This is a genomic window from Leucobacter sp. M11, from assembly GCF_035726885.1.
Classification (GTDB): domain Bacteria; phylum Actinomycetota; class Actinomycetes; order Actinomycetales; family Microbacteriaceae; genus JAPFRB01.
Window position 1 is genome coordinate 46823 of record NZ_JAPFRB010000008.1, and the last position, 260, is coordinate 47082.

Consider the following 260-nt stretch of genomic DNA (forward strand, 5'->3'; position numbering starts at 1 on the left):
ACCGGCGAGTACCACCTGAGCCAGCGCGTCGACTCCTGGCCCGTCGAGCTCGCGATCCGCGAACACGGCGGCCAGCACCCCGTCGCGGCCGCGCTGCTCCAGATCCTCCTCGCGGCCTTCAGCGCCGGTCGCTGGGACCTCGACCGCGCCCGCGCCGCCCTCGACGCCGCCGCCCACCTGCCCGGCACCGCCGCCCCCGAAAACCAGGCCCTGTTCGCGGCCGTCACCGCGCTGCTCACCGCCCTCGAATCCGGCACGCC

The 260-nt window shown here is 76.5% G+C and carries 1 protein-coding gene; it reads left to right on the top strand.

The window, feature by feature from the left end:
- Window positions 1-260 (top strand): hypothetical protein (locus OOT08_RS18675; protein WP_325094403.1); only part of this gene is annotated, 260 nt, incomplete at both ends.